The organism is Bacillus sp. EAC, assembly GCF_002156875.1.
Lineage (GTDB): Bacteria > Bacillota > Bacilli > Bacillales > Bacillaceae_G > Gottfriedia.
In genome coordinates, this window is the sequence record NZ_NCSY01000001.1 from 300809 (window position 1) to 327260 (window position 26452).

Genomic DNA, 26452 nt, shown 5'->3' on the forward strand with positions numbered 1-26452 from the left:
TATTGAATGCGAACAACCTCTTAAAAATAACCTCTCTATTTTTTTAATAATCCTTCACTTTTCAGAAACTCTTTAGCTACACTTTCTGCTGATTTTCCATCAACATTTACTTTATAATTCATCTCACGCATTTCATTGTCTGTTATTCTATTTTTTAATTTATTTAATACTTTCTCAACGATTGGATATTTTTCGATCGTTTCTTTTCTTAAAAGTGCTGCTCCTTGATATGGTGGGAATAGTTCTTTATCATCTTTTAGTACTTTCATATCAAAACTTTCTAATTCACTATCAGTTGAGTACGCATCAATTACGGATATTTCATTTGCTTTAATTGCTTGATATCTTAATTTTGGTTCCATTGTTTTTAAGTTTTCAAATTTTAGTCCATATAATTTTTGTAATCCTAAATACCCATCTTCACGATCTGTAAATTCTAACGTGAATCCTGCCTTTAATTGATTTGATACTGTTACAGCATCAGAAATCGTTTCTAATCCATATTGATTTGCTATTTTAGTTGGAACAGCTAAAGCATACGTATCATTAAATTTCATTGGTTCTAAATAGTCCATGTTATATTTTTTTTCTAACCCTGCAGCAGCTTGTTCATATACATCTCTTGCATTGTTACTTACAACTTTTTCTTTTAAAAATGTGGACACGACGGTTCCTGTATATTCTGGATATATATCAATATCACCTTTTTTCAATGCATTGAACACAAAGGTGGTTTTTCCAAAGTTCGGCTTCACTTCTACTTTCAAATTCGTTTCATTTTCAATTAATAATTTATACATATTCATAATGATTTCTGGTTCAGCACCTAATTTTCCCGCTATGACGATATCTGTCTTGTTCCAGGCTTTTATTGTAATTGGTGAAATTAGTAAAGCTAAAATAATGAAACTGATTGTTAAGACTCGTAATGAAAAGCTCTTGAAACTAGATTTTTCTACTAATCTTAAAATGAAATCAAAAATTATTGCTAATAATGCTGCGGGAACGGCGCCAATTATAATTAAATTCATATCATTCCGGTCAATTCCTAATAAAATTAAGCTTCCAAGTCCCCCTGCTCCAATTAAAGCTGCAATTGTCGCGGTTCCTATAATTAGTACCATTGCCGTACGAATTCCAGCCATTATTACTGGTAACGCTAAAGGCAATTCAACTCTGACTAATCTTTGGTGGTTTTTCATTCCTAATCCTGTCGCTGCTTCTAATAAAATAGGGTCTATTTCCTTTAATCCTGTATATGTATTTCTTAAGATCGGTAAAAGGGCGTAGACACTTAAAGCGATTACTGCTGGAATCTTTCCAATTCCAACTAATGGAATGAGAATGCCTAAAAGTGCTAACGAAGGAATGGTTTGAATAATAGCAGATGTTCCAATTACAAATTCAGATAGGACTTTTCTTTTTGATATCAAAATTCCAATTGGTACAGCTATTAATATGGCAATTAATAACGAAAAGACAGAAAGTTGAATATGCTCAATCAGTGCAGTGAAGAATTGATCTTTTCGATTGCTAAGTGTATCCGAAAATGATGCGAGGATCATTAACTTACTCCTCCTTCAACTACATTTCTTTCTTTATAACTACTGATGAATTGCTCTACGAACTGATTTACCGGATTATTTAATAATTCATCTTTCGTACCAATTTGTACGAGTTCTCCATCATGCATAATTCCTATCCGATCCCCTAAATAGAATGCCTCTTGTAAATCATGTGTTACGAATAAAATGGTCTTATTGATTTGATCCTTTAAATACTTTAAATCTCTTTGTAATTGCTCTCTATTAACTGGGTCTAATGCACTAAATGGTTCATCCATTAATAAAACGCTTGGATCCCCTGCTAGTGCTCTTGCAACTCCGATACGTTGCTGCTGGCCACCAGATAAATCTGAAATCATCCTTTTTTTATAATCTTCCGGATTAAGTTTAACTTGTTTTAGTAATTCACTTACACGTCTTTTGATTCGTTCTTTATCCCATTTTTTTAATTCAGGGACAATTGAGATATTTTCTTCAACATTTAAGTGTGGAAATAAAGCTATTTGTTGAAGGACATAGCCAAAATCTCTTCTAAGTTTAAATTCATCAAATTCTTTTATATTTACACCCTCGTATAAAATAACACCATCCGTTGGTTTAATAAGTCGATTTAACAACTTGATTGTAGTTGTTTTACCACATCCGCTTGGACCAATTAAAACGAAACATTCACCTTTTTCAATCGAGAATGTTAAGTCTTGAACTGCAAATTTTCCATTTGGATATTTAAAAGATATTTCCTGAAATTGAATCATAGTTGTCCTCCCATAAAATAATTCTTATACGATTATATATAGTTTAAGGACAAGTTTACTTATGCTTTTTAAAAATAAAAATATGGACAGAGATTCTACTAATCACAATCTCTTGAAAAATATGTGAACTTTTTAATAATTCAGTAGTAAATAGAATTGATTTTTGATAGAATGAAAATTATTTTCATAAAAGCAACTAAGATTGAGGTGAATTGATTGAATACTTTAACAAAAAAAGAAATCATGTTTATTGGATTTATGTTATTTTCAATGTTATTTGGAGCAGGTAATTTAATTTTCCCTGCATATTTAGGACAAGCAGCTGGTGACAATGTGTGGCAAGCCGTTATTGGATTCATCATTTCAGATGCTGGGTTAGCAATATTAGCTTTTATTGCAATAGCTAAATCAGGTTCATTTGATACATTAGTAAAAAGGGTCCACCCAATTTTTGCACTACTATTTCCAATGGCGATCTATTTATCCATTGGACCTGGACTCGCAATTCCACGTGCAGGAAGTCTAGCATATGAAATGGGTGTAAAACCATTTTTATCACAACCAATGCATTCATCACCTATTGGTTTATTGATCTACACGATTATATTTTTTAGTATTGTATTTTGGTTTGCAAAATCCCCTTCAAAATTGATCGACAGATTCGGAAAAATATTAACGCCATCATTATTAATTTTAATTATTATTGTTTTCATAAAAGCTTTATTTACTGATTTATCTAGTTTTAAAGATCCTATCCAATTATATATAAAGAGCCCAACTTCAAAAGGATTTTTAGATGGGTATCAAACAATGGATGCAATTGCAGCATTAATTTATGGGATTGTATTTATAAATATTTTTAAGAGCAAAAATATTAATGATTCCAAATTACAAGTTAATTATTTAGCAATTTTTGGTGTAATTTGCGGATTACTTTTAACCTTTGTCTACTTAATCATTGCTTATCTAGGTGCATCAGCTTCTATTCCAGAACAAGTAGATAATGGAGCAATCGTTTTAAGCACCGTTTTGGAACAATTGTTTGGAAATAGTGGCACGATCGTTTTAGGTCTTATATTCACATTAGCTTGCCTAAGTGTTTGTATTGGTTTGATTACATCATGTGCTCAATATTTTAATAGCATCTTCCCAAAATTATCATATATTAAATGGGCAATATTACTATGTTTGATTAGTGGTTTTGTAGCAAATCTTGGATTATCACAAATTTTAAAAGTTTCTATACCTGTTTTAGGCCTTCTATACCCAATGGCAATAACCTTGATCATACTTGGAATTGCACATGATAAACTACCATTTAATAAAAAACCAGTATATTTCACAACTATTTGTTTTGTTGGGATTTATAGCTTGATCGAAATCATAAATACTTCAATTTTAAATGGTGCACTTTCTAATTTATTGTCTAGTCCTTTAATGGAAAGTAAATATTTTGTAGATATTATCATTAATGTTAATAAGACACTGACAACTATATTGTCTAATATTCCTTTTCAACGTAATGGTTTTGGATGGTTTTTACCTGGAATCATTGGATTTTTAATTGGCAATATTGTCCAAAATTTTTCAAAAGAAGAAAAATCAATCATTAAGAAGATCGCATAATAACAAATAGAATATCAATTTTAACAATAAAAAACCTACTTAACGTTAGATTGTTAAGTAGGTTTTCTTGTTTATTAAACTCATAGTTGTTTTCCGTCTTTTTCTTTCACTAATAATGATGCTGATAATTCACTTATCTTTCTTTGTCCTGAAAGTGCCATTGAAAGGTCAAAATCAGCAATGATATTGTTCATTACCTGCTTAACTCCATCTTTCCCTCCAAGTGCAAGTCCATACATAAATGGCCTTCCGATTAAAACTGCATCTGCTCCAATTGCTAAAGCTTTATAAACGTCAGACCCTCTTCGAATTCCGCTATCTACTAAAATTGGAAACTTACCTTTTAATTCGTTACAAATGTCTTCTAGTGCTTCTAATGTACTAATAGTTCCATCCACTTGTCTTCCACCGTGATTTGAAACAATAATACCATCCATACCGTATTCAAGAGCTAGTTTAGCATCTTCTTTATGTAAAATTCCTTTTAATAAAATCGGCAGCTTAGTTTGTTTTCGTAGGAATGATAAATCTTCCCAAGTTAATGAAGGATTTCCAAAAAGTCTAGTCCATAATAAAATAGCTGATTCCGGATCTTCTTCAGGCGCATTATGTAAACGTGAACGGAAGACTGGGTCCGCTAAATAATTTGCTACTCCTTCACCTTTTAAAAATGGTAAGTAAGCATGTTCAATATCCTTTTCTCTCCACCCCATCATTGGCGTATCAAGAGTTACAACAATTGCTTCATAACCATTTTCTTCAGCTCGTTTGACCATGCTAGCTGCAATTTCATGATCACTACTCCAATACAACTGGTACCACTTAGGTGAATCAGCTAACACATCAGAGATTTTTTCTAATGAGAAACTAGCCGCTGTACTAGCAATAAAAGGTATATTTAATTCAGATGCAGCCCTAGCAACCTCTAACTCTCCTTCTGGATGAGCAATGGTTTGAACGCCAATCGGAGCAAATAATACTGGTGTATGATATTTTTTACCAAACAAATTTATACTAATATCGCGTTCTGATACATCACATAACATACGCGGGACAATTTTCCACTTATCGAACGCACGTCGATTATCCCTCATCGAACTTTCACTACCGGCCCCTCCAGCTATATAATAAAATGAAGCTTCATTTAATTTTTCCTTAGTTAACTTTTCCATTTCTTCAAATGACACAGGTATCTCACTTTTTTTTCCAGTACCATACACTTGAAATTGAACATTATTTCCATAATTATCCAAATCTGCCACTTCCTTATTCAATCAATATTTGTAAGCGTTTACTAAATTCTAACTAAATGATTCAATCTCCTCTATTTAACAAAGTTAATCATTCGACGTTTTATGCAAAATGATTAGTCATATATCCATTTCCCCATACATAAACTGTTTAAACAGTTTGTATGAACGGTGGTGTTGGAATGAAACACACTGATTGGATAAAACTTAGTGTAAGATTAGCGTATGAAAATTTACTTAACAAAAATGGTGGGCCTTTTGGAGCGGTTATCACTAAAAATGGCAAAGTTATTGGTGCAGGGGTAAATGGCGTTACGACATTAAATGATCCAACTGCACATGCAGAGGTTCAAGCAATTAGAAATGCATGTCTAAATATAGGTACTTTTAGTTTAAAAGATTCCATCCTTTACACCAGCTGTGAACCTTGCCCTATGTGCCTAAGTGCAGCTTACTGGGCAAGAATATCAAAAATTTATTATTTCTTTTCTAAAAATGATGCCGCAAAAATTGGTTTTGACGATGACCATATATATAATGAACTCTCCTTACCTTATGAGGATCGAACAATTCCTAGTGAACAAATAATCATTAAAGTAAAAGATAATGAAAACCCTTTTATGGTTTGGACGAATGACGGATCTCGAACAGATTATTGACAGTATATATTAATTTATCTAATAAAAAAAAGGTTGCTTACTATGTAAGCAGCCTTTTTTTTATCCGTCTACTTTCATCGAATGAATATGGATACGTTGTTGTTCTAAAGTATATTTAACAATTTTTTGGCGGGCTTGACTAGATAATCCATTAAACATTAAAGAAAGCAGATGTTTACCAAATGTTTCTGATTCTTGAGTTCTGACTATTGTTGATTCAACAATAACTTCTTCTACCATTGAATTCTCATACTTTAAAGTAATAGACAATTTTATCTTCTGATCTGGCTTGAAATTTAATGATTGGGGAACATTTATCGCAACTCCACCTGCACTAATATCCTGAGACAATGTTTCGAATGGAGAAAATTCATCTTCTAATGGTAATACAGTTATCTCAGTTGACGTAGCAATTCTAAAGAACTGTCTCCGCTGTTCAGTTTTCAGTTCACTATTCGCTGGTTTTGAAAAAACTAAAACAGGTATTGGATCTTTTATAGGGTGTTTATATGTTAGATTAGAAGAATATAAAAGTGATTTTTTTGTCAAAAAGTATACTTTATAAATAGATTCTCTTTGGAAGAGTGCATTTCTTCCCGTAATTTCACTAAACGGTATATCTAAATGGATTGTATGATCAAATTCTTCAACTAATCGTGACTTATAAATATTCACTTGATCATCTAATATTTCTTCAATATAAACCGAATCGCCAATTGATAACACACACAACACCTGCCTAATTATAAGTAAATAGTAACAAATCATTACATAGTGTTTATCGTCATTTTTTTGTAATTGTTAATATTACTCAACATCTTCTTTATTAGGCAGCACTTCATTTTCTTTATTTACTTCTTTCCAAATCTTGAATTTTTCTATATCGGTATTTAATTGTTTAAACGTAAAAGCAAGAATCGTTACATCATCCAAAAGTCCCATTCCAACTAAAAAATCAGGAATTGCATCAATCGGGCTGACAAAATAAAGCAAAGCAGCTATAACAGTAAGAATAGACTTTGTAGAAATATCTCGATAACTCCCATTAATATACGATTTAAACAAGTCGATAAATAATAAGACTTTTTCCCATGTATCACCTAATGCACCTTTTTTCTTTGGTGCTAATTTCATCGCCTTCTTAAGTAAATCCGTTGATTTTTCTTTATTTCCTAAATAGGAAGAAGCTTTCTTAAAATACTTTTGAAAAAATGAATTATTATTTAAATTTGTCATTAGTTCTCCTCCCATTTTTTATTCATTGTATCAAATATATTTTATCGTTAAAAGTGCGAAAAAACCACTAATCAAATTGATTAGTGGTTCATTTCATTACATTTTATATAATGATTCTACTTGTTTTTGTAACTCATTATTCTCTAAGAATTCATCATAAGTACTCTCTTTATCAACTAATCCATTTGGTGTAACTTCGATAATTCGATTTGCAATTGTTTGAATGAACTGATGGTCATGTGATGTAAATAAAGCAGTACCTTTAAATGCAATTAATCCATCATTTAGCGCAGTAATTGATTCTAAATCTAAATGGTTTGTTGGATCGTCTAACACAAGTACATTTGCACCACTTAACATCATTTTCGATAACATACAACGTACTTTCTCTCCCCCAGACAGAACAGAAGCTTTTTTCATTACTTCTTCTCCTGAGAATAACATACGTCCTAAAAATCCACGTAGGAAACTTTCAGACTCATCTTGTGGTGAGAATTGACGTAACCACTCAATTAAGTTCAGCTCGCTATTTTGGAAGAACTCGGAGTTATCTTTAGGGAAGAATGCTTGAGAAGTTGTTACTCCCCATTTGAATGAACCTGAATCTGGCTCCATTTCACCCATTAATATTTTAAATAGAGTTGTGATTGCAACGTCATTTTTACCAACGAAAGCAATTTTATCTCCTTTATTTACAGTGAAACGTACATTATCTAATATTTTTTCACCATCAATCGTTTTAGAAATTCCTTCAACAGTTAATAGGTCATTCCCTACTTCTCTCTCAGGTGTAAATCCAACGAATGGATAACGGCGAGATGAAGGACGGATATCATCTAATGTTATTTTATCCAATAATTTTTTACGAGAAGTTGCTTGTTTTGCTTTCGAAGCATTCGAACTAAAACGAGCGATAAAGTTTTGTAGTTCTTTAATCTTCTCTTCTTTCTTTTTATTAGCGTCACCCATTAATCTTTGTGCTAATTGGCTTGACTCATACCAGAAATCATAGTTACCAACATATAGTTGAACTTTACCAAAATCAAGGTCAGCCATATGTGTACAAACTTGATTTAAGAAATGACGGTCATGGGATACAACAATAACTGTATTTTCGAAATTGATTAAGAAATTTTCTAACCATTGAACAGCTTTTAAATCTAAGTTATTCGTAGGCTCATCTAATAATAGGATGTCAGGTTGACCAAACAGAGCTTGAGCAAGTAATACTTTTACTTTCTCACCTGCTTGTAATTCACCCATTTTTTTATCATGAAGTGCTTCAGTAATCCCTAATCCTTTTAATAAAATGGCAGCTTCTGATTCTGCTTCCCAACCATTTAATTCAGCAAACTCGCCTTCAAGTTCTGCTGCTTTCATACCATCTTCTTCAGTAAAATCTTCTTTCATATAAATAGCATCTTTTTCTTTCATTACTTCATACAGACGAGTATGACCCATAATGACAGTTTGAAGAACTTCAGATTCTTCATACTCAAATTGGTTCTGCTTTAATACTGCTAAACGCTCACCTGGTGTAATAATTACATCACCTGTAGAAGGTTCGATGTCTCCAGATAAAATTTTAATTAAAGTAGATTTACCAGCACCATTTGCACCAATTAATCCATAACAATTTCCTGGTGTAAATTTTATATTAACATCATCAAATAATTTTCTGTCCGCAAAACGCAAACTAACATTACTAAGTGTAATCATTGTATTCCTCCAACTCTCATATGCTCTACTCTTAACAATACCATATTTTAATGGGAAATTAAAATCTTTCTATAATAAATTCTTTATCTTTTACGAATTATATTACTTAAATTTAAGCTATTTATTATTTTTCATTTCTTTTTTAAACAACCAATAGGAATAGAGCATTGGGAAAGCAACTAAACTAACAATCAATGGCATCGCAACCCAGTTTACTCTTAAGAATGCTAAAAAATAAACCAGAATAAAACAAAACCCTACAATCAAAAATAATCTACCACTCATACGATGTGTTTTTTTCCAAATCTCCTCATTACTTAACGTCCAAGGATTTCGAATCCCAATAAAAAAATTCGAACGAACATGCGGCATATAATTACCAAGTACAATAAATAAAAGGCCGATAAAGATGAAACTTAATTTACCAATTTGTATGTTATATCCTAATCCGTATAGTAAAATACTTGTATTTAAAAGAAAAAATACAAACAATATACTAGTTGTCATAAAAGTATAGCTTTTTTGAAAAAACTTATAGTTATTTTTTCGAGGATCGATTTTAGGCGTAATCATTGGTAGAAAATAAACTAAAATCATTATTGCATGTAATTCGATAACCGTCTGAAGCTTCGAATCATAATTATTTACATGACCAGATAAATCCCAATGCACTGGTAATTTTGAAGGTAAATGGTGAAAGTTTAAAAGCCATATCGTAATAGAACAAACGATTAATAAGATCCCGATAATATGCTTCTTCAATTTTATTCCCCTTTCATTATTTTTCCTTAAAACTATACGTCCAACTAATGATCTCTTGAAATACAGTCATATTTAATGAATACAATATGAATTGACCTTTTTTTTCATCTTGAATTAGTTGTGCCGATTTTAAAATTTTAAGATGTTGAGAAATACTTGATTTAGACATATCAAATTGCTCTGAGATTTCTCCAGCTGTTAAATCCTTTGTTTTTAATAAGTCCAAAATTTTCCTTCGCGTTGGATCTGACAAAGCTTTAAATAATTCATTCAAGATTTGACACCTCTAAGATATTTCAGTATTTAGTTAATTACTTAAATACTAAAATGATTACACTCAAATGTCAATGTAATTAAAAATTATACTTTAAAATTGATTTTTTTCCGATTGGTCAGGAAAGATCGAGACTACCGTTGAAGACGCTTAATAGCTGATACCTTACAATTGAACCGCATAGTATGCTCATCTTGCGCGCCACGAAAAGAGAACAACTAAGAGTAGAAATCTACAATACTTCAATTATAATTGCAAAATTAATGAGAAAACATTCTTAATATTTTTGTTTTCAGTAAAGAATTTAATATAATAAAACAAAAAGAAACTATTTATGAGGTATTAAGATGACAAATAAACAATATTATGAATTTCCTTCATTAAAGGAATGGACAACATCCATAATTGATTTACAAGAAAAAAATGGTTCATTTTATATAAAGTTAGAGGACTCTGCTTTTTATCCTGAGGGTGGTGGACAACCTTCAGATTTTGGAACGATTGACGGGAACGAAGTAATCGAATTAATTGAGAATGATGATGAAGTTATACATGTCCTAAAAGAGAAGCCAAGTTTATTAAATGTTGAATGTGTAATTGACTGGAACAGGAGAATTGATCATATGCAACATCATAGTGGCCAGCATCTCCTCTCAGCTACTATCATTGAATTATATGATATCCCAACGATTAGCTTTCATTTAGGGAGAGAAACCGTAACGATTGATCTTGATACCCCTTCCCTATCAATTGAACAAATTGAACAAATCGAACGTGCAGTTTATCAAAAGATACTTGAAAATAATGAAATTAAAACATATTTTGTTCAAAAACAAGACTTGGATACACTTAATCTTCGCAAACTTCCTAAAGTAGACGATAATATACGAATAGTAGAAATTACGGGCACGGATGTATCTGCCTGCTGTGGAACTCATGTTAGACGTACGGGCGAAATTGGATTTGTAAAATTAATGAAAACGGAAAAAGTGAGACAATCAACTCGTCTACATTTTAAATGTGGTATGAGAGCATTTGACGAGATTCAAAAAACAAGTAGTACCCTTTCAGTCATTAACTCACAATTAAACACTCATTCTGAAATCGTAAAAGATAAAGTGGAACAAACGATTTTGGAATTAAAAGAAGCTCAGAAAGAAATCGAAAAACTAAAAGAAAGTATATATGATACGTTAGCAACTGAATTAGTCTGTAATTCATCAAATAATATGATACATAAAAGTTTTCCTGATGAAACAGTAAAAGATTTACAATTTTTAGCAAAGATCATTGCATCTAAACGTCCATCATTCTTGAATTTTTCAAGCTTAAAAGAAAATAAAATCCTTTTAATTAATCAAACAAACTCTTCGATTCACTGTGGTGAACTGATTAAAGAATTGTTAAATCATTTTGAAGGGAAAGGTGGAGGAAATGCAAAACAGGCCCAAGCTACAGTTGAATCAACAAATGACTTACACGAAGCCACAATTTTCCTTACTAATTTACTTCACACAAAAATAGAAGCCTAATGGCTTCTTTTTTTAATCAATTCTTCATATTTTTAATAGTTTTTTTAAACAGATGGTGAGATAATAGCTAAAGTCAAAAAAAATTAAATAGTGTGATAGGGAGTTTTTTTATGTGGAAAAATCGGAACGTATGGATCGTACTGATTGGTGAATTTGGAGCCGGAATAGGTTTGTGGGTCGGTATTATTGGAAATTTAGATTTTATGCAACAACATGTTCCTTCAGATTTCTTTAAATCACTTATTCTCTTCTTTGGATTATTGGCGGGTGTTTTTGTAGGACCATTAGCCGGAAGATTAATTGATCAATATCCAAAAAAGAAAATTCTTTTAGTAAGCGGACTTGGTCGAACAATTAGTATACTTGTAATGTTTATAGCGATTCAGTATGAAAGTATTATTTTCATGGTACTTTTCTTAATATTCTTGCAGATTTCTGCTGCATTTTATTTCCCTGCTCTTCAAGCGGTTATACCTCTTATTGTAAAAGATGATCAATTGCTGACTTTAAATGGGATCCATATGAATGTTTCAACGATCGCACGAATTGCCGGTACTTCAGTTGGAGGAATATTGGTTGTAGCTACAAGCTTAACAAATGTATATGGCATTAGCATGTTAGCTTATGGGTTTTTATTTATTATGACCTTCTTTTTACAATTTGAAGAACATAAAGTTCAAAATCAGCCTGAGTTGAAATCAAATCATTCAAAGAAAAAGGAAAAAGGCTTTTCAGAAATTTTCAGTTTAATCAAAAAATCCCCTTCTGTATTAAATTTATTTATTTTAAATATTATCCCATTACTTTTTATTGGTGGGTTTAACTTAATGGTAATTGAGATAAGTGATTTGCAACATGACCCATCTATAAAAGGTCTAATTTATACGTTTGAAGGCATTTCTTTTATGCTTGGTGCTTTCGTTATTAAACGATTAACAAAGAAATTTTCGAATAAGCAATTATTGTATTTTTTCACAACTGTCGTAGCAGTAGCTCAACTTACATTATTTTTTGCAGATAAGCATTGGATGTCATTAATGTCATTTGCGCTATTTGGATTTGGAGTCGGATGCTTCTTCCCCGTCTCTTCAACTGTTTTCCAAACATCAATCGACAAATCTTTTCATGGGAGACTCTTCTCATTTCGAAGTATGTTTGATCGCGTAATGTTCCAGATCGTATTGTTAAGTACAGGATTATTTTTAGATACAATTGGTCTTAAATACATGGTACTTATTTTTGGAACTGTGTCTTTAATCATTATTGCTAGACTAATAATGAAAGATAGACGAAATAAACAAGAATTACTTGAAACACCTCAAAATATTTCGATTTAATAAGGTAATCAGACTGAATGATAACGCTTGTTTTTCGAGACGCAAGCCTTTCCGAGAAGCGAAGTTACCAATGATAATGTTCTCAAAAAAGAAAGCGAGCGTTTGTCAACAGTCAAAAAGGATGAATCTATATCTGATTCATCCTTTTTATGTTACCGAATATCAGCAACTAAAGTGGAAATTTACAATTCACTATACTTAATATTAGTAACCATATGTTCCCAAAAATAGATTTACACTAGGAAATAAAGTAACAACTTCCCATTTTCCGTTAAATTCATATGCTGTACACACTTCACCAGTACTCTCATCTATGAAAATGACATCATCAGTTTCATCATCAAAACCGATCATTAACCAATTATCATTCCACTTAACTTTTTTACTAAGATCTTTTACCGCTTCCTCTAAACTTTCTTCATCTAAAAAATAGATTGTCATATTTTCATTTGAAACTTCTTCGATACCTAAACCTTTAATTCGTGAAAACCATTCTTTTTTCATGTTTATTCCCCATTTCAAATAAGAAAGCCTGTAATCATTGTTGATAACAGGCAAACTCACGTTACTTTTCAACTTTCTTTTGTTTTGATTCAGACAAATTCGATTTATCATCGAAATTTGGTTGTTTTTGCCCTGCATTATTGCTTCTTCCACCATTTCCACGTCCCATAAACTCGCCTCCTTTAATTGCGATAAAAATATTTTGTACAATTAAAGGAAGTCTATCCAAATGATTTAAAGGAAAAAGAAGTAAAGCACGCACTGTATAAATAATATTATCCAATATCCAAAAACAAATTTCGGATGTTTCGTTTTATGCCGGAAATAGTACATTGCTAAAATGGATCCAATTGAACCACCAATTATAGCAAGTAAAAATAAAATTCGCTCTGGTACTCTCCACATTTTCCTTCTTGCACGATATTTATCAATACCCATAATCGAAAAGGAAAGTAGATTAATAATGATTAAATAAATTTGAAAATAGCTCATTTCGATCCCTCATAATCATCGTTCATTTTGCAACTTTTGCTATTTTGCTGCGAGTTGTTTGTATTAAATCTTTTACATCCAATTGAAGTTGTATACCTATTTTACCACCACTTATAATAATCTCTTCTATATCATTTGCTGATTCTTCAATAAAAGTTTCGTATTGTTTTTTCATTCCTACTGGTGAACAGCCACCTCTGATATATCCTGTTAAAGACAATAAATCTTTAACCGGCAATAAATCGATCTTTTTTTCACCAGCGGATTTAGCCGCTAGTTTTAAATCTAATTCCTTTTCAACAGGAATAACAAATACATAGATTGATTTCGTTGGACTAATCGAAACTAAAGTTTTGTATACCATGTCTGGATTTTTATTTATTTTTTCCGCCACTGAAACGCCATCTATCTTCCCGTCATTTGCATCATAGTTTAATGTAGTGTACTGAATTTTTTTTGAATCTAACATACGCATTGCATTTGTTTTACTCATAGACATTGAACTCCCTTCAAAACAAACAAACCTGTTTACTTAAGCAGACATCGTTTGTTTCTTATTTCGATTAATAATTTTTTGCTCAATCGTTTTCATAAATGGTGTAGATGAAATCGCAAAAATTAAACAAGCTACCCATATAAATGAAAAAGAAATTAAATCTTTATGAGTGAAATTTTCACCGTAAAGTAATACTCCAATAACCAAACTTATTGTGGGTGAGATAAATTGTAAAAAGCCTACATAAGTGTAAGGTATCAACTGTGTTGCTTTACCGAAAAATAATAAAGGTAAGATCGTTACTAGTCCTGCTCCTACTATTAATAATTGCTCAATTGTACCACTTTTTAATAAACCAGCATCTCCATTAGAAGCGAGAAAGCTAAAATAGATAAGTGCAACAGGGAAAATTAATAATGTTTCAATTGTTAAACTTAAAAAGGCATCAATATTTAAAATCTTTTTTAATAGTCCATAAAATGCAAATGTTAATGAAAGTAAAATGGCAACGATCGGCAATGTACCGGACATAATTGTTAAATACCCTACCCCAATCGTGGCAAGACAAACCGAAAAAATCTGCCATAAAGATAATTTCTCTTTTAAAACAATTACACCAAGAATGATACTTACTAATGGATTAATATAATAACCTAAACTAGCATCTAAAATATGGTTCGAATTAACAGCCCATATATATAACAACCAGTTTGAACTAATTAAAAGTGAAACTGCTACCATAGCTAGCAAAACTTTTTTTTGACTAAAAACCTTGTTCAATGCCGTCTTTAATTCATTAAATTTTCTAGTAAGAATAATAAATACTATTAATGTAACAAATGACCAAATGATACGATGTGTTAATATTTCAAATGGTGATATATCTTGTATTAACTTCCAATAAATTGGTAAAACTCCCCAAACTACATACGCAAAAACCCCATATAGTATCCCTTTAATTGTTGAATTCATCTTACCCCAGCTCTCTTTTATATGTTATTGAACTACTTTAACTTGTAGCTCATCTGTCTTTTCCGAAGGTAATAATAATACAAACAGAAATGTAATGATGCTAAAAATAGCCATGAACAGTGTGATTGTTTTAAAACTTGCAGAAACTGCTTTGATAATCAGGTCATGATTTACCTGATTATTCGTCAGATGAGTTCCTAGAACTAACTTTTGACCATTTAAATAGATAGAAGCTTTAATAGTAAAAATTGTACCTAATACTGCAACTGCAATTGTTTGACTAAAAGTATTTAAGAAAGAATTTGCTGCAATAGCAATACCTCTTTGTTCCATCTCAACCACTGAAGAAATGATAATCATATAAATTGGGAAGGAGAGTCCAAAACCTAATCCTAAAAAAGCATTAAAAGGATAGATTAATAGTTCTATATCATGAAATAAATACATCCCGATCGATCCGATTATACAAAAAATTGTTCCATATAAAATAATCGTTTTTGCTTGTAATTTCTTTATTAATCGCCCAGATAAAAATGAACCAATCGTCCATGAAAATGAAAGAGGAATTAACATCAATCCTGAGGCTGTTGCACTTTTACCGAAGACACTTTGATTAAATACTGGAAGATAAACTTCGATACCAATTAACAACGCGTGAGCAATAAACATTGCTGCATATGTAACAACTAAATTTCTTATTTTAAATAAAGATAGTGGTAACAATGGTTCCTTAGCTTTAGCTTCAACAAAAAGAAAAACGATAAATAAGATAATAGAAAAACTAAATAACGAAATTATTGTCTGAGAAGTCCAATTCTGTTTTTCTCCTCCTACCACTAAAGCATACAGAGCTGATAAAGTACTCAAAATAAATAAGATAGAACCTATATAATCAACTTTTATTTTATTTTTTCTTTCAAAAACTTGATGGTAATATTTCCAAAAAAGGAAAGTAGAAAATAATCCAAAAGGTAGATTTATAAAGAAGATAAATCTCCATGAGATAAAATCAACAAAAAAGCCACCTACTAACGGGCCAATTACACTCGAGACTGCCCAAACAGCACTAATATACCCCTGAATTTTTGCTCTTTCATCATAGGGATATAAGTCACTAATAACAGTCATTGTAAGAGGTAATGCAGCACCTGCTCCTAAACCTTGTATTGCTCTATATAATATTAATTGTTCAATATTTTGAGCGAAGCCACACAAAACAGATCCAAAAATGAATAAAAGAATGCCAAACATTAATAAATTTTTACGTCCATACAGATCTGAAAGTTTTCCATATATAGGAGTTGTAACTGTCATTGCCAGCATATAAGCCGCAAAAATCCAACTCATTAATTTCACACCAGAAAGTTCGGATGTAATGGTTGGAGTAGCCGTCGTTATGATTGTTCCTTCTATTGCTGATAATGTAACTGCAACTAATAATCCAATTGTTACTAGCTTTCGATTCGTTTGTCTCGTCTCCATAAACACCACTCCTTCCAAATACCTGATTCAAATTTGTGGCTGTTAGGTAACCTTTGTTGCTATTAAAGATTGAGATTTGTAGATTTCCTTAGCATTAGTCCATTTACTAAAAATAATAGAAGCCCACTTGAGCTTCCATTATTTTTCTTATTTCCAATTTTCATGTATGAATTCATCTCTGCCCGACAATGCACGGTCTTCTTTATAATGTTTTGGATTCTTTTTATGATAGTCTTGGTGATATTCCTCCGCCTCATAAAAAGTTGAAGCTGGCAAAACTTCTGTTACAATTGGTTTTTTAAAACGACTACTCTTTATTAATTCTTCTTTTGATTCTTCAGCTTCTTTAAGTTGAGAATCATTATGAACAAATACAGCAGCTCGATATTGAGGACCTCTATCTTGGAATTGTCCTTCAGCATCTGTAGGATCAATTTGTGGCCAAAACAATTCTAACAATTTCTTATATGGAAAAAGTTCATCATCAAAAGTAATCTGAACAACTTCATAATGTCCAGTTGTGCCTTTTTTAACTTGTTCATATGTAGGATTCTCTACATGTCCTCCCATATAACCTGACACGATACCTTGTATACCGGGTAGATCTTCAAATGGTGTTACCATACACCAAAAACAACCACCAGCAAATGTAGCTTTTTGTATCACAATAATCCTCCTCATTCAGTTAGTTTACATAATATTATTATATAAAACCATTAGTTTTCTTTAATCTTATCTTATCTCTTTTAAACCATTTTTTAAATATTTTAGCTCAGAATTTATAGAATATTTACCAGCTTTTTATAATTGATATTTTTTTAAAACTCTTTTCTAAATAAATCATTCTAAAAACTAAAAGGCAAGCATCCTACAGTGTTAATCAATTAAGATTCAACTTAAACACAGCTTAACTTTTCTATTTTCATATAAAAAACAGGCATAAATGTCACTATAAATGACAAATATACCTGCTCACATTTCAATTTTATGCACTAAAAGATTTATTTTGCTTGATTATTCTCGTTCCAATAAACATCCATAGTACAAACAATACTAAAATAATCTGTGGAATGATACTCTCAAGTGAAGGATAAATCCCTAATTTTGGTACAGTTGGGAAAATTGTTGACATATGATTTGGAAAATAGCCAATCCCTTGTAAAGCGTTAACACTTTGACCGATAAACTTAAATGTTAAGTAATAGATACATAAGCTTGCGATCGTGAAAAACGGCTTTAATGGGATTAATCTACTTCCTTTTAACAAGAAGAACCCAATTATAAGTAAGACTACGATTCCTCCAGCAAAACCTGTCATCAATTCTTTCACAGTAATTGAAGAGCTCATACCAATATAAAATACAACTGTTTCAGCACCTTCTCTAAACACTGCAAAAAATGCCAGTAGACTTAACGAAAAAATACCTCCACCTGCAATTGCAGCCTGTGCTTTATCTTTCATCATTTTACCATATTCCTGTTGTTTAGATTGTTTATGCAACCATAGGCCAACAGTCAACATGAAAACTACAGCGATTAAGCCAGAGATACCTTCTATTAATTTATTACTTATTCCGGCTGAAATTTTCGATAGTAAAAATTGAAAAAGTAATCCAGCTACTAAACTTGCAAGTACTCCAAACGCGCCACCAACAAATATCCACTTTCGTGCAGATTCTTGTTTTCCTTTTGTAAGAAGTGCTAGTAAAGCAGATATTATGATCAATGCCTCTAATCCTTCGCGAAATACAATAGTTCCCGCATCAAACATCGAATAAGAAGACTTCTTTGTAGCTGAATTTAAATTCGTTTGAATCTTTTTTAATGTTTTAAATGTCTTTTCTGAATTAGGGTGATCTGATATTTGTGTTAATGCGATTGTCGTATCATTTTCAATTTGTTTATATAGTTCCATTGAATTTGATTGTACGATTACTTCGACATATGGCCAATCTTGAACAAACTTAGAAAATGAATCTTGAGCTTTTTTTGCTTCGTTTGAATTTAAGTGATTTATTGTTTGATCTATTAATTCAATCGCTTTTTCGATACTAACCTCTTTTGAAGAATCTGTACTTGGATTATTAAATACATTTAATAATCCAGTAAAAGAATTATTTACTTTATCACTATTTGGACTTTCTGAATACAAAGCAGACCGAGAAGTAATCATGTTCGATTCAATTGCTCCATAGTAACCACTATTTGCTTTTCTTATATCGTTCTCAACTTTAAACCATTCAATTTCAAATAATTTATACTCAATTTTTGCCTCAGGCCATTTAGACTCTTTTGAAAATGAAATGATTTGACCAAGATGAGATTTTAATTTAGTTAGATTGATCTGTGATAAACTCTTTTTTTCACTTGTATTATTTATCCATTTTTCTGTTTCAATAGCTATATTACGAATATCCTCTGTTACTGCTTTTGTATCATTTTGATCAATATCATTTAAGGACTGCGCGACAAGTTTGTTTAATTTAGTCGTTTTCTCCTCATTTTTAATCAAGTCTTGGATAGACAATAAGTCTGCCTTAACTTTTTCTTTTTCACCTTTTTTCACTTCAGTTAATGAATTTCCAATGTGAGAAAGTACTTGTTCTTGAATATCCGTTTCTGCAAATATTTTATTGTTGGGACTAATAAATAAAATTAATAAGACCAAACTTAAAACTAGAATTGAAAATTTTTTCATATACTTCACCTAAATTAATCCTTCTCCAATAAAACTACCTTCTTTAACTCCTGGAAAACAAACAAATACTGCACTACCGTTATGTTCAATATACTCATTTAATAGATCCATTTTCGCCAATTTATCTTGTAACGGAATAAATTGTTTTTCAAGGTCTCTTTGGAAACTAACGAATAATAAACCAGCATCTAGTTTACCTGTTTGAAGATCTAATCCATCTGTATACGAATATGATCTTCTTAAAATTTTAATTTTTCCATTTCCTTTTGCTAATGCTACGTGTGAATCTGCTGGAATGAGTAATTTGCCATTATCGTCTTTTTTCTTAATATCTAATTTAGCAAATTCATCTTTATCGCCAAGGGGTGCACCAGAACCACGGTGACGTCCAAAAGTTTGTTCTTGATCACCTAATGTACTTCGATCCCATTCTTCAACACGAATACGAATGCGTCTGGCCACTAAATACGATCCTCCAGACATCCAAGCTGGGCCATCACCATTTTGAATCCAAATATGGTTATTCATTTCATTTTTATCTTTTGTATCAGGATTTCCAGTTCCGTCCTTGAAACCCATTAAGTTTCTTGGTGTGCTCCCAGTCGGATCTGCATTTGTCGAACGTTGAAATCCATGCTGCATCCACTTTAATGAAACGGTACCTCGTCCGATTCGAATTAAATTTCGTAAGCCGTGAAATGCGACTTGTTGATCATTTGCACAAACCTGAACTACAATATCTCCACCATTCCATTCTTCCCTTAAATCATCACCTGAAAAATGTGGTAAATCCTTTAATTGAGAAGGTTTTTTTGATTGAATAGATAATTTTTCAAAAAAGTTAGGTCCAACACCAAATGTAAATGATAGTTTCATAGGTTGTAGACCGACCGCCTCACCAGTGTCAATCGGAGGAGAAGACTGGGGCTCTGAATCCCCCAAATCTTTCCCTTTAGACATTAACGAAGATGCCTCAGTCCATTTTTTAAATAAATTTCTCACTTCTGCTTTTGAAGAAGTCTCTAGATTAAAAGATGCTAAATACATAAAATCTTGTGCTGGAGTAATGATACCTTGTTGATACTCTCCGTAAAAAGGCAGAATTTCACTTGCATCAGCTTTACTCGGTGAGAAGAAATTAGATACCTTTTCTGTCGCAGCTTCGATACCAGTTGCACCGATTAATAAACCTGCTCCACCAACACCAATCAGTTTTAATGCATCACGTCTAGAAACTTTATTCTTCTCTAAGTTTGTCATATTATTTAACTCCTAAAGTTGATCCTACTTGAGAAATAGGTTCAGCTAATGCGTCTACTTGCTTAGCTAATTTTTTTACTTCATCTTCTTTTAACGTAGTGTAATCAGCGTATTGATCTCCTTTTTTATACGTATTTAATGTTGTCATTAATTCGTCAAAACGAGTTTCAATGGTTGTTGCTAAATCAGCATCTTTTTCTTTTAATTTTGATGATACTAATTCAATAATTTTTTCTGAACCTTCAACATTCGCAGCAAAATCTGCCAAATCAGTATGTGAATATCGCTCTTCTTCACCTGTTACTTTTGAAGATGATACTTCATTTAATAATTCAACTGGGCCTGTAACGAATAATACTGGATCGATTTCCACTGTTTCTACTTTAGCTCGTAAATAGTTTGCATCTTTCATTAATTGTTCAGTGTATTTTTCAAGTCCTTTTGTCGTATTATCAACCCAAAGTACTTGCTCAATATAATGGAATCCAGTCCATTCAGCTGCTGGAACATCCCCTTCACGCGCATCAAGTTTTGGATCTAAATCGCCAAATGATTCTGCAACTGGCTCAATTCTTTCATAATATGAACGACTAATTGGATATAATCTTTTTGCTTCAGCCATATTTCCTGCATTAATTGCATCGACAAATATTTGAGTATAAGAAACGAATTCCTCTGTTTGAGAAACAACAAAGTCTCTATAACTATTAATCTCAGTATCTAGATTTACACTTTTATCTACTTTGACATCATTTTTAACATTGCTTGCTTCCTCAGTTTTTTGAGTACATCCCGCCATCATTAAACTTGTAGCTATAGAAAGTGCGATTAAAGTTGTTTGTTTTTTCATGGTAATTCCTCCAAATTGAATCTATTTATATTATGTATTGGTAATGATAACTATTATCATCTAACATCATACAATAATTGATAATAATTTTCAATTAAAAAATAGATAAAAAAAGTGACAGCATAAAGTTCCGCTGTCGCTTTTTTAGTTAATATTAAATAAATTTGAAAGATATGCGTTAACAAATACATTATTTCGATCTACTATATTTCTTAGTTCAAGAAAGTCTGTAAGGAATGGATATTTTTGATGAAATGTTTCAATTGTCATTGAATGCATTTTCCCCCAGTGAGGTCGACCATTATAACTTTGTAGAATTTCTTCTATTCGATTAAAATATTCTTGATGAGGCATTCCTTTATACATATGAACAGCTATATAAGCTGAATCTCGCAAAGTTGCAGGACTAATTAAAAAATCATCAGCTTTTACAAAACGACATTCAATTGGAAAATGAACATTAAATTTTTTACGAATAATTTCCTCTTGTATTTCGGAAGTTGCATCACTCATACATTCAGAAGGAATACTATATTCCATTTCATTAAATTTAACATTTCTAACAGTCGAAAATAGTTCATGACTTGGACCAACCATTTTTGAATTTGGTACACTACTTCCACTTATTTTACTAATTTGTTGACTACTTTTAGGAAAGTTTCTACTAAACTCACTTAATAGCCAAAAAGCTTTATTTTCTAAAGCCGCCACTTTCCATTTTTCAAACTTAAATGAATGATTTTTAGCGCGGGTCTCATTCATAAATTTCACTTGTACATTTTTTGAATAAGGAAAAAGATAAAATTCAAAATGTTCATTCTCATTCTTATATTCATTTAATTGTTGATATAAATCAATAGTTTCAATTTTTTTACTTTCATATCGATACGTTAATGCAGGTTTAATTCTTATTTTAAGTTTAACTACAATCCCTAATAATCCTAAAGAAACACCTAATGCCCTAAATATGTCAGTATGTCTTGTTTTGGAACAAACTAAAACTTCGCCATTCGGTAAAACAACAGTCATTTCTTCAATTTGCGTTGCTAAGATTCCATGTTGTGTTCCAGTGCCGTGAGTTCCAGTTAAAAATGCTCCTGCTACGGATTGTACATTAATATCACCGAGGTTTTCCTGAGAATAGCCAGCTTGGTACAGTTCTTTTCCAAGAAACTCTAATTTAGTTCCAGCCCAAATTTCAGCAATATTTTCTTTTGTATTGATTGAAACAATTCCTTGTAAATGATCAAGAGAAACTAAAAAATCTTGCGTAGATATGAGTGGAGTAAATGAATGACACGATCCTACGACCCTTATTTTCTTTTTTTCTATATTCGCTCTTTTTACAATAGAGATAACTTCCTCGATAGATGAAGGATAAAACACCTGTTTTGGATTAAATTTCACACTTCCAGACCAGTTTTTCCATAATGTATTTCTCATAAGAAACACCTCTTATCTCCACGATAAGTTGGAAATTTATCAATCACCTTATTTTGACTAATCACATAGAGATCAGAAAATCGTTCTGCAATTTCACCGGCTTTACTCGGTCTAAATAATACTGCATCACCTATTTTCATTTCTTTTTTCCCTGAATAATAAATTGGAGTTTGTACTTCACCTGCACCTTCCAACGGCAGTAATGTACAATTTTCCGGAGAATATGGAGTTGGAAGTTTTTCTTTACCAACTGCTCCAGAAGCGATAAAACCTCCACTAGTTAACGTAAATATTTTCTTTGCTGGCTTTCTTATTATGGGTAAAGCAAAACCGATTGCTGGTTTATATTGAAAATTTCTATAATCATCAAATAATGTTGGTGAATAAAATCCAGAACCTACCGTAACTTCAGTAACAACCTTTTCCTTTGTAGTTGTATGAAGGCTTCCTGTACCACCGCCATTTACTAACTCAAGCTCAAATCCCTCTTTTTCAATAAACTTAACAATATCTTTTCTTCTTAAAGCAATCTCTTTTGTTGACTGCTTTTTTAAATATTGAATTACTCGATTTTTAATAAAATGATTAGTTAAATTATCACCAACACCTGCAATTTGTGCTTCATAACCCATTATCCCTACTAATTTCACGTTCAAAGATTGTAAAATGTAAGTAAGCAAAGGAACTAAATCCTTCGTTTCTCTTATAGGCGATCTACGTACACCAAAATGAAACCCCATGTAAGAAGAACTCATATCGATATCAAGACAAAGTGGTATACTAACCTCGTTCTTTGCGCCAATCTCTTCTATTATATTAATCTGTTCAATTTGATCGACCATTAAGATAATTTTTTTACCTTTTTTAATTTGCTTAACTAGCTTATTTATCCCTTCAATATCAACAGTTGGGTAACCAATTAATAAATTATCAAAACCTAGTTCAGCTAAGTAATCCGCTTCATGTGGGTTATAGCACATTAACCCTTCAAAACATTCATTCTGTTCTAAAATGTATTTTAATACTTGGACACATCTTATCGACTTAGTTGCTATGCGAATTTTTTTACCATTTGCGCACTTCGCAATATCATTTACATTTTGTTCAAAAGCATCCCAATCTAAAAAGGCACATGGCATGGACATATTATGAAAAACTGACCGCTCGACCATTTATTCACCTATCCCGTAGCATTTTTATTTTAATTTATGCAATAAATCATTTGAAAAGAATAAAAGAATACATAGAATTTCTCTATGTATTCTTTAATAGTCGATGAAACCTCTTAATGTTTGAATTGTTAATGGACATTGTAATCTAGCAGAGTAACTTGATTGAATTGTCGATGTTCCTTCTTGAGTAATCCCGTACCATAAAAGTTCATCATCAATCATGAAACATTGCTGAACGTGATCCTTCTTAATAAACTTCCAATTTTTCTGATTTTCATAATAGGACTCGCTAATAAATAAGATTGGACATTGAATCGTATTGATTATCCTTCTAATTTCACTGGACATATCAGATAACTTTGGCATGCAGACAATTAGTCTTTTTTTTACATTTGTTAAATCATTTATAAAATCCAGATGAAAGTCACTTGATTCATTTTTATAAAAAAGTAATCTTTTTGAAATATTTTTTGATAAAACTTTACTAAAATCTCCTAGTGTAATGTCGTATTCTTGATCCATTTGATATTGTACTAGTTTATGAAATGTGTTTTTTTTATTTGTATTACGCTTTACAAAATTAGTATCTGCAATATGAATAAATTTCCCCTTTGCTCGGGTTAACGCTACATTTATTAATCGCTCACTATTTCGATCGGTTAGAAGTAAACCAGGCGATGCTTGAGGCTTTGTGTCCACTGAATCAAAAATGATTACATCACATTCTGAACCTTGAAATCGATGAACAGTAGCAATTTGTATAGGCAAATGTCTATATTTAGTTTTACCTATGATTTCTTTTTGCAAGATAGAAAGTAGTTTTGCCTGCGCTCGATAAGGGGTTACAATACCGATTGATTCGATACCATCAACGATACTAGTTAACAAACACTGAATAGCGATAATAGCATTTCCTAAGTTATACCTAGAGTTTGTAATCGAATCTTTCATCGCAAATGTATTCATGAATTGAGAGTTTATTAAATTATTCGCTTCCATAGCAAAAGGTCTATGTTTCGAAATCACTTCTCTTTTCTTTACTGAAGAATGATCTTCGACTAATGAATGATAAACTTCTTTATTTGTAAAACCAGAGATAGAAGGATGCATTCGTCTCTGCTTATTAAGTAAAACCAAATTCGCTAACGTTTCACCATTTTCGATTTTTTGGACAATTCCTGTGTGATGAAATAAATCTTCTTGTAGCCATTTTTTAACGTAATTATTTTGATAACAAGAAGCAATTGGTGGTAATTGTTTAAAGTCACCACAAACAACAATACGTTTTCCTAATGTTGAAGCAAAAGCAATTTGTGGCGTATAAGCCATACTAATTTCATCTACAATGACTAAATCAAACTGGCGAAGGTAAATTAGTGGATCAATTGAACATTTGGATAAAGTAGTTCCGACAACTTTTGCTTCATCAATTAGTTCTTTTTCTTTTTCACGAACTTCACTTCGTATTTTATTCAGTTTGCTTTGTATTTTACTTAACTCACTTAAATCTCCTTTAGAAGCTATTCCTCTTTTTACACGATTAAGCATTGAGTGTTTTCGTTCGTCCAAATTCTCTAAGTCATTTTGGACGGAATGATTATCGCTTTCAACAAGTTTCGAAGAAAGAACATCCGCATGTTGAAGTAATACTTCATCCTTCGTGTATCCGTATCGAACGATCTCTCCACTTTTCCATTGATCTTTCTCCTCAAGTTGCGAAACGACATTCTTCATTAATACATCTACTGCAGCATTTGAATGAGCAATTACTAGTACAGTTTTATTTTTTTCGTAATGTTTTAAAATTATATTTGTAAGATTATAGGATTTCCCAGTTCCAGGTGGTCCCCAAATATAAGTCGTTGCATTATAAAAGGAACGAAAGATTAGTTCATTTTTTTGTGATTTGCCCTTTTTCATTTTTTCAAGGTGATTTACTTTCGAATTCGTATTCATCAACTTCATTATTCTCGTTTGCTTCATACGATAATCTTTTATTTCTTCAAGTCTTTCGCTTAATTGATCTAGTAATTCCCAAGGTTCACTAAAAAGCTCTGCAAAAGGAATATTGCTTTTTATACTATCATTTATTTTAATTTCGATTTGGGAACCTTTAGTAGAAAGGATTTCGCCCTGATATTCTTGATTTTCAATTTTTATCCGAACTGGCGTACCATCAGGAACAAATAATTCTGTATAAACTTTAAATAATACAACAGTACTTTGACCAATCTCATACAAAGGTGTACCTTTCGAAAGGTAATATCCCCTACCTCCATGAAATTTAAGATAATTCCTTTCTGCCTCTAAGGCCAATTGCCACTCATTAATTAATTTCTCTACTTCAATTATTTGATTAATCATTCAT

Annotated in this window: 24 protein-coding genes; 4 read left to right on the top strand and 20 right to left on the bottom strand. The window is 31.6% G+C overall.

Annotated elements, in window-relative coordinates; translation table 11 throughout:
• Positions 1–35 precede the first annotated feature (35 nt).
• Positions 36–1565 (bottom strand): ABC transporter permease/substrate-binding protein, encoded by a 1530-nt coding sequence (locus B7R65_RS01315; RefSeq protein ID WP_088040945.1) that lies wholly within the window; start codon positions 1563–1565, stop codon positions 36–38.
• On the bottom strand, positions 1565–2320 hold the full coding sequence (locus B7R65_RS01320; RefSeq protein WP_088040946.1) for an ABC transporter ATP-binding protein: 756 nt from the start codon (positions 2318–2320) through the stop codon (positions 1565–1567). The genes B7R65_RS01315 and B7R65_RS01320 overlap by 1 nt, the downstream gene beginning before the upstream one ends.
• A gap of 216 nt (positions 2321–2536) precedes the next feature.
• On the opposite strand from B7R65_RS01320, the gene brnQ reads away from it, so the two are divergent.
• A complete protein-coding gene (gene brnQ / locus B7R65_RS01325) occupies positions 2537–3946 on the top strand; it encodes a branched-chain amino acid transport system II carrier protein (RefSeq protein WP_088040947.1) in 1410 nt (469 codons plus the stop codon).
• Between the two features lie 80 nt (positions 3947–4026).
• Here the strand turns inward: brnQ and B7R65_RS01330 are convergent, their stop codons facing one another.
• Positions 4027–5199: a lactate 2-monooxygenase gene (locus B7R65_RS01330; RefSeq protein WP_088040948.1), complete on the bottom strand. Its 1173-nt coding sequence runs from the start codon at positions 5197–5199 to the stop codon at positions 4027–4029.
• Between the two features lie 179 nt (positions 5200–5378).
• Between B7R65_RS01330 and B7R65_RS01335 the strand changes: the two genes are divergently transcribed.
• Positions 5379–5855, top strand: a complete 477-nt coding sequence (locus tag B7R65_RS01335; RefSeq protein ID WP_088040949.1) for a nucleoside deaminase — start codon at positions 5379–5381, stop codon at positions 5853–5855.
• 60 nt (positions 5856–5915) lie between these two features.
• Here B7R65_RS01335 and B7R65_RS01340 read toward each other — a convergent pair whose 3' ends face one another.
• The 5 genes from B7R65_RS01340 to B7R65_RS01360 form a co-directional block, all read right to left on the bottom strand.
• Positions 5916–6581 (bottom strand): flagellar brake protein, encoded by a 666-nt coding sequence (locus tag B7R65_RS01340; RefSeq protein ID WP_179194729.1) that lies wholly within the window; start codon positions 6579–6581, stop codon positions 5916–5918.
• An 81-nt stretch (positions 6582–6662) separates the two neighbouring features.
• Entirely contained in the window at positions 6663–7091 is a 429-nt protein-coding gene (locus B7R65_RS01345; protein ID WP_088040951.1) for a YkvA family protein, read from the bottom strand.
• A gap of 96 nt (positions 7092–7187) precedes the next feature.
• Positions 7188–8810, bottom strand: coding sequence for an ABC-F family ATP-binding cassette domain-containing protein (locus tag B7R65_RS01350; RefSeq protein ID WP_088040952.1), 1623 nt, complete (start codon positions 8808–8810; stop codon positions 7188–7190).
• A 117-nt stretch (positions 8811–8927) separates the two neighbouring features.
• Positions 8928–9572 carry an SdpI family protein gene (locus B7R65_RS01355; RefSeq protein ID WP_088040953.1) on the bottom strand — a complete coding sequence of 215 codons (645 nt, stop codon included), beginning with the start codon at positions 9570–9572 and terminating at the stop codon, positions 8928–8930.
• A 16-nt stretch (positions 9573–9588) separates the two neighbouring features.
• Complete coding sequence (locus B7R65_RS01360) at positions 9589–9846, bottom strand: autorepressor SdpR family transcription factor (protein WP_088040954.1); 258 nt, start codon at positions 9844–9846, stop codon at positions 9589–9591.
• Positions 9847–10193: 347 nt separating this feature from the next.
• On the opposite strand from B7R65_RS01360, the gene B7R65_RS01365 reads away from it, so the two are divergent.
• On the top strand, positions 10194–11378 hold the full coding sequence (locus B7R65_RS01365; protein ID WP_088040955.1) for an alanyl-tRNA editing protein: 1185 nt from the start codon (positions 10194–10196) through the stop codon (positions 11376–11378).
• Positions 11379–11488: 110 nt separating this feature from the next.
• A complete protein-coding gene (locus B7R65_RS01370) occupies positions 11489–12715 on the top strand; it encodes an MFS transporter (protein WP_088040956.1) in 1227 nt (408 codons plus the stop codon).
• Between the two features lie 204 nt (positions 12716–12919).
• Here the strand turns inward: B7R65_RS01370 and B7R65_RS01375 are convergent, their stop codons facing one another.
• From B7R65_RS01375 to B7R65_RS01430, 12 genes are all read right to left on the bottom strand, one after another.
• Positions 12920–13219: a hypothetical protein gene (locus tag B7R65_RS01375; RefSeq protein WP_088040957.1), complete on the bottom strand. Its 300-nt coding sequence runs from the start codon at positions 13217–13219 to the stop codon at positions 12920–12922.
• A gap of 234 nt (positions 13220–13453) precedes the next feature.
• Positions 13454–13711 (bottom strand): DUF1294 domain-containing protein, encoded by a 258-nt coding sequence (locus tag B7R65_RS01380; RefSeq protein ID WP_088040958.1) that lies wholly within the window; start codon positions 13709–13711, stop codon positions 13454–13456.
• A gap of 22 nt (positions 13712–13733) precedes the next feature.
• Positions 13734–14210 (bottom strand): Cys-tRNA(Pro) deacylase, encoded by a 477-nt coding sequence (ybaK, locus tag B7R65_RS01385; protein WP_088040959.1) that lies wholly within the window; start codon positions 14208–14210, stop codon positions 13734–13736.
• A 33-nt stretch (positions 14211–14243) separates the two neighbouring features.
• Positions 14244–15179, bottom strand: coding sequence for an EamA family transporter RarD (gene rarD, locus B7R65_RS01390; protein WP_088040960.1), 936 nt, complete (start codon positions 15177–15179; stop codon positions 14244–14246).
• A gap of 24 nt (positions 15180–15203) precedes the next feature.
• A complete protein-coding gene (locus B7R65_RS01395) occupies positions 15204–16661 on the bottom strand; it encodes an MDR family MFS transporter (RefSeq protein ID WP_088040961.1) in 1458 nt (485 codons plus the stop codon).
• Between the two features lie 147 nt (positions 16662–16808).
• The gene (msrA, locus tag B7R65_RS01400; protein WP_088041279.1) at positions 16809–17324 is read right to left on the bottom strand and encodes a peptide-methionine (S)-S-oxide reductase MsrA; all 516 of its coding nucleotides are present in this window, start codon (positions 17322–17324) and stop codon (positions 16809–16811) included.
• Between the two features lie 322 nt (positions 17325–17646).
• On the bottom strand, positions 17647–19359 hold the full coding sequence (locus B7R65_RS01405; RefSeq protein WP_088040962.1) for an FTR1 family protein: 1713 nt from the start codon (positions 19357–19359) through the stop codon (positions 17647–17649).
• A gap of 9 nt (positions 19360–19368) precedes the next feature.
• Entirely contained in the window at positions 19369–20619 is a 1251-nt protein-coding gene (efeB, locus tag B7R65_RS01410; RefSeq protein WP_088040963.1) for an iron uptake transporter deferrochelatase/peroxidase subunit, read from the bottom strand.
• Between the two features lies 1 nt (position 20620).
• Positions 20621–21469: an iron uptake system protein EfeO gene (gene efeO, locus B7R65_RS01415; RefSeq protein ID WP_088040964.1), complete on the bottom strand. Its 849-nt coding sequence runs from the start codon at positions 21467–21469 to the stop codon at positions 20621–20623.
• A gap of 144 nt (positions 21470–21613) precedes the next feature.
• Entirely contained in the window at positions 21614–22921 is a 1308-nt protein-coding gene (locus B7R65_RS01420) for a D-arabinono-1,4-lactone oxidase (protein ID WP_373419534.1), read from the bottom strand.
• Positions 22909–24084, bottom strand: coding sequence for an alanine racemase (locus B7R65_RS01425; RefSeq protein WP_088040966.1), 1176 nt, complete (start codon positions 24082–24084; stop codon positions 22909–22911). The genes B7R65_RS01420 and B7R65_RS01425 overlap by 13 nt, the downstream gene beginning before the upstream one ends.
• A gap of 93 nt (positions 24085–24177) precedes the next feature.
• Positions 24178–26448, bottom strand: a complete 2271-nt coding sequence (locus tag B7R65_RS01430) for a DEAD/DEAH box helicase (RefSeq protein WP_088040967.1) — start codon at positions 26446–26448, stop codon at positions 24178–24180.
• Positions 26449–26452: the final 4 nt, after the last annotated feature.